Genomic DNA, 4,325 nt, shown 5'->3' with positions numbered 1-4,325 from the left:
GTTCATGCCTGTCCGGTGGGGTCCGACAGGCCGTCGACTGGAGGTTCGGATGCGTCGCTTGGCCACACGTCAGTTAGCGCTCGCCGCCCTCGCCGGGGCGCTGGTCTCCACCGGCGCCGCGGCCCCGCCGTCCCCGGCGACGGGCGGCACGCCCGCCAAGGTCCCGGTCGCCGTCGGGTACGGCGGGGCCGTCGCCAGCGTCGACGCCGACGCGTCGGCCGCCGGACTCGCGGTCCTGCGGTCCGGTGGCAACGCCGTGGACGCCGCCGTCGCGACGGCCGCCGCGCTCGGGGTCACCGAGCCGTACTCGGCCGGCATCGGCGGAGGCGGCTACTTCGTCTACTACGACGCCAAGTCCCGCCGGGTGCAGACCGTCGACGGCCGCGAAACCGCCCCCGCGACGGCCACCGCCGGCCTGTTCCAGGAGAACGGGGTCCCCATCCCGTTCGAACAGGGCCAGACCAGCGGCCGCTCCGTCGGCGTCCCCGGCACCCCGGCCACCTGGAAGAGCGCCCTCGACGCCTGGGGCAGCCGCCCGCTCGGCCAACTCCTGCGGCCCGCCGAGAAACTGGCCCGCGACGGGTTCACCGTCGACGCGACCTTCCGGGCCCAGACGGAGCTCAACCAGGACCGCTTCAAGGACTTCCCCGACACCAGGAAACTGTTCCTGCCCGGCGGCGCCCTGCCGGTGGTCGGCTCCACCTTCAAGAACCCCGACCTGGCCGCCACGTACGCGGAACTGGCCCGCAAGGGCACCGGCGCCGTCTACCGGGGCCCGATCGCCGACGACATCGTCCGGGCCGTCCGCAAGCCCCCCGTGGACCCGGCCGCCACCCGGATCGTCCGCTCCGGCGACCTGACCGCCGGCGACCTGCGCGCGTACGAGACCAAGCGCCCGGCCCCGACCCGCGTCGGCTACCGGGGCCTCGACGTGTACAGCATGGCGCCCTCCTCCTCGGGCGGCACCACCGTCGGCGAGGCGCTCAACATCCTGGAGCGCACCGACCTCTCGAAGCTGTCGGAGACCCAGTACCTGCACCGTTTCATCGAGGCCTCGCGGATCTCGTTCGCCGACCGCGGCCGCTGGGTCGGCGACCCGGCCGCCGAGAACGTGCCGACGAAGGAGCTGCTCTCGCAGAGGTTCGCCGACTCGCGCGGCTGCCTCATCTCCCCGGACCGGACGCTGACCAGCCCGCTCGCCCCCGGCGACCCGCGCCACCCCGCGGCCTGCGGCGGCTCCGGCCAGGCCGCCCCGACCACGTACGAGGGGGAGAACACCACGCACCTGACGGTCGCCGACCGCTGGGGCAACGTCGTCTCCTACACCCTGACCATCGAGTCCACCGGTGGCAGCGCGATCACCGTCCCGGGCCGCGGCTTCCTCCTCAACAACGAGCTGACCGACTTCTCCTTCGCCCCGGCCGCCCCCGGGGTCCCGGACCCGAACCTGCCCGGCCCCGGCAAGCGGCCGCGCTCGTCCATGTCCCCGACCATCGTGCTCGACGACGGGCGCCCGGTGCTCGCCGTGGGCTCCCCGGGCGGCGCCACCATCATCACCACCGTCCTGCAGACCCTGATCGGGCACCTGGACCGGGGCCTTCCGCTGGTCGACGCCATCGCGGCGCCGCGGGCCAGCCAGCGCAACCAGACCACCACCGAGCTGGAACCGGGCCTGTGGAACAGCCCGTTGCGCACCGAGCTGGAGGCGCTGGGCCAGGCCTTCCGGCAGAACCCGGAGATCGGCGCCGCCACCGGGGTCGAGCGGCTCCCGGACGGGCGCTGGCTGGCCGCGGCCGAGCCGACCCGGCGCGGCGGGGGCTCGGCGATGGTGGTCCACCCGCAGGGCAAGCCGTAGGACCATCGGCGGCCGGGTGGCCATCGTGCGGGAGGCGGCCGGGCCGGTCACGGTCCGGGCCGTCGGCGAGGTGCCCGGTCTGCCGGTCCAGGTGCGGGGCGAGCCGGAGCCGCTGCGGGCGAAGCCGAACCGGCCGGCCGCCCGCGCCGGTCGGCCATTTCCATAAACTATGAATATAAAAATGCTATGCTTCGGGCATGAGTCGTCATGACACCGCTCCTGGTGCCTCCGCCGCCATCGGGGCAGCCCTCTACGGCCTGGCCACCAGGGCCGCGAGACGCCTGCCCCGGGACATGAGCCTGACGTCCGCCGCCACCCTGGCCACCCTGGACCGGACCGGCCCGCGGCGCATCACCGATCTGGCCGCGGTCGAGGGCGTCACCCAGCCCGCGATGACCTCCCTGGTCCGGGTGATGGAGGAGTCCGGCCTGGTCGAGCGGCGGGGCGACGCGTCCGACAAGCGGGTCACGCTGGTGTGCCTGACCGAGGCCGGCGCCTCCTATGTCCGGACGCGGCGCCAGGCGGGCGTCCACGCGTTCGAACGGTTGATCGGCGAGCTCACCGGCGACGAGGTCGAGGCACTGGTGGCGGCCCTTCCGGCGCTGAAGCATCTGACAGAGCTCGAAAGCCAGGACCGCGAAGGGCCGAATCAGTGACCGGGCAGCCGGCCGGCGGGGTCGCGGCGAAGACGTTCCCGGTGGCGCGCTCCGAGGCACGGCTGCTGGTCCCCGCCCTGATGTTCATCGCACTGGTCGTGGCGGCGGTCGCCAGCCTCGGGACGCCGCTCATCACCAGCGTGGCGACCTCGTTCCACGTCCCGCTGGGCAGCGCGCAGTGGACGCTGACCGTCGCGCTGCTCAGCGGCGCCGTCGCCACGCCGGTCCTGGGCCGGCTCGGAGCCGGCCCGCACCGGCGGGTCACGGTCCTCGCCACGCTGGCGGTCGTCGTCGCCGGCAGCGCGCTCACCGTGCTGCCGCTGCCGTTCGCGTGGCTGCTGGCCGGCAGGGCGGCCCAGGGCGTCGGGCTCGGGCTGACGGCGCTGATGATGGGCGTGGCCCGGGACCACCTCCCCGAGGAGCGCAGCGCGGCCGTGATCGCCCTGATCTCGGTGGTCTCGATCATCGGGGCCGGCGTCGGCTACCCGCTGGCCGCACTGCTCGCCGAGCTCGGCGGGGTACGGGCCGCCTACGGCCTCGGCCTGGCCGTCACCGCCGCCGCCCTGCTGACCGCGTGGCGCTCCATGCCCGAAGCCCCCGAAGGCCGCTCCGCCCGCGTGGACGTGGCAGGCGCGGTCGTCCTGGCCGCCGCGCTGCTCCTGGTGCTGCTCCTCGCCGGCGAACGGAACCTGTGGAGCCGGCACCTCGCCGTGGCGGCGGGCCTCGCCGTCGTCGCGGTGGTGCTGCTCTGCGTCTGGGCCGTCATCGAGCTGCGCAGCACGACGCCCCTGGTCGACGTGCGGGCGCTGCGGCACCCGGCGGTCGCCGGGGCGAACCTCGCCATGTTCGCCGGCGGGATCGGCATGTACCTCCTGCTCACGCTCATCACCCGGTACGCGCAGACGCCGCACGGCGCCGGCTACGGCTTCGGGCTGACGACCTTCGTCGCCGGGCTGGTCCTCATCCCGTTCTCGGTGCTGGGGTTCGTCGCCGGCAAGCTCACGCCGCGGGTCCGGAAGCGGATCGCCGACCCCCTGCTCCTGGCCGGCAGCGCCGTCGTGGTCGGCGGCGGGTTCGCCCTGTTCGCGGCGGCCCGGTCGGACCTGGCCCAACTGTTCGCGGCGATGGGCGTGCTCGGCTTCGGTGTCGGCGGCTTCTCGGCCGCGATGCCCGGGGTCATCCTGGCCGTCACCCCCAGGAGCGAGACGTCGAGCGCCATGAGCTTCAACTACGTCGTCCGCAGCGTCGGGTACTCCCTCGGCAGCGCCATCGGCGGCCTGATCCTCGCCGCGGGCACCGGCCCCGGCCACCTCTTCCCCGACGACAGCGCCTACACCACCGCGGCGCTGGTCGGCATCGGAGTCATGGCGATCGCGACGCTGACGAGCCTCGCTCTCGCCCGCCGACGCCCGTCCGGGACCAACCCGTAAGCCGGATGCACTCGTTCCAACACTGGAGGTTCCATGCCCAAGGGCTACTGGGTCAGCGTCTACCGCACCATTTCAGACCCCGAGAAGCTGGCTGCCTACAACAGACTGGCCGGTCCGGCCGTGGCGGCCGCGGGCGGTCGGACTTTCGTCCGTGGCGGTCGGGTCGTGGCGCATGACGCCGGAATCGCCGAACGCACCATCCTGGTCGAGTTCGACAGCTTCGAGCAGGCCGTCGCGGCGCGCGAGAGTGCGGCCTACCAGGAGGCGCTGGCCGCCCTCTCCGACGGCGTCGAGCGCGACTTCCGCATCGTCGAAGGCACCGACTGACCGGGGTCCGGTCGGATCCTCACCGTGATGCGCGTGGGGGCCGGGGTGCGAACCCGG

At 74.1% G+C, this 4,325-nt stretch carries 5 protein-coding genes; all 5 read left to right on the top strand.

Going from position 1 to position 4,325, the window contains the following annotated elements; translation table 11 throughout:
- The first annotated feature begins 49 nt into the window (after positions 1-49).
- The 5 genes from ggt (at position 50) to ACFXA3_RS36940 (ending at position 4,268) form a co-directional block, all read left to right on the top strand.
- Positions 50-1,855, top strand: a complete 1,806-nt coding sequence (ggt, locus tag ACFXA3_RS36960; protein WP_385194643.1) for a gamma-glutamyltransferase — start codon at positions 50-52, stop codon at positions 1,853-1,855.
- A 16-nt stretch (positions 1,856-1,871) separates the two neighbouring features.
- Positions 1,872-2,021, top strand: coding sequence for a hypothetical protein (locus tag ACFXA3_RS36955; RefSeq protein WP_385194640.1), 150 nt, complete (start codon positions 1,872-1,874; stop codon positions 2,019-2,021).
- A gap of 127 nt (positions 2,022-2,148) precedes the next feature.
- On the top strand, positions 2,149-2,511 hold the full coding sequence (locus ACFXA3_RS36950) for a MarR family winged helix-turn-helix transcriptional regulator (protein ID WP_385194645.1): 363 nt from the start codon (positions 2,149-2,151) through the stop codon (positions 2,509-2,511).
- A complete protein-coding gene (locus ACFXA3_RS36945; protein ID WP_385194638.1) occupies positions 2,508-3,941 on the top strand; it encodes an MFS transporter in 1,434 nt (477 codons plus the stop codon). The genes ACFXA3_RS36950 and ACFXA3_RS36945 overlap by 4 nt, the downstream gene beginning before the upstream one ends.
- 33 nt (positions 3,942-3,974) lie before the next feature.
- Positions 3,975-4,268 carry a DUF1330 domain-containing protein gene (locus ACFXA3_RS36940; protein ID WP_385194636.1) on the top strand — a complete coding sequence of 98 codons (294 nt, stop codon included), beginning with the start codon at positions 3,975-3,977 and terminating at the stop codon, positions 4,266-4,268.
- The last annotated feature ends 57 nt before the right edge of the window (positions 4,269-4,325 follow it).

Origin of the sequence: Streptomyces sp. NPDC059456 (genome assembly GCF_042750055.1) — a bacterium.
Classification (GTDB): Bacteria; Actinomycetota; Actinomycetes; order Streptomycetales; family Streptomycetaceae; genus Streptomyces.
The sequence above is the reverse complement of the archived record's forward strand: the minus strand, read 5'-3'. Positions and strand labels throughout refer to the sequence as shown.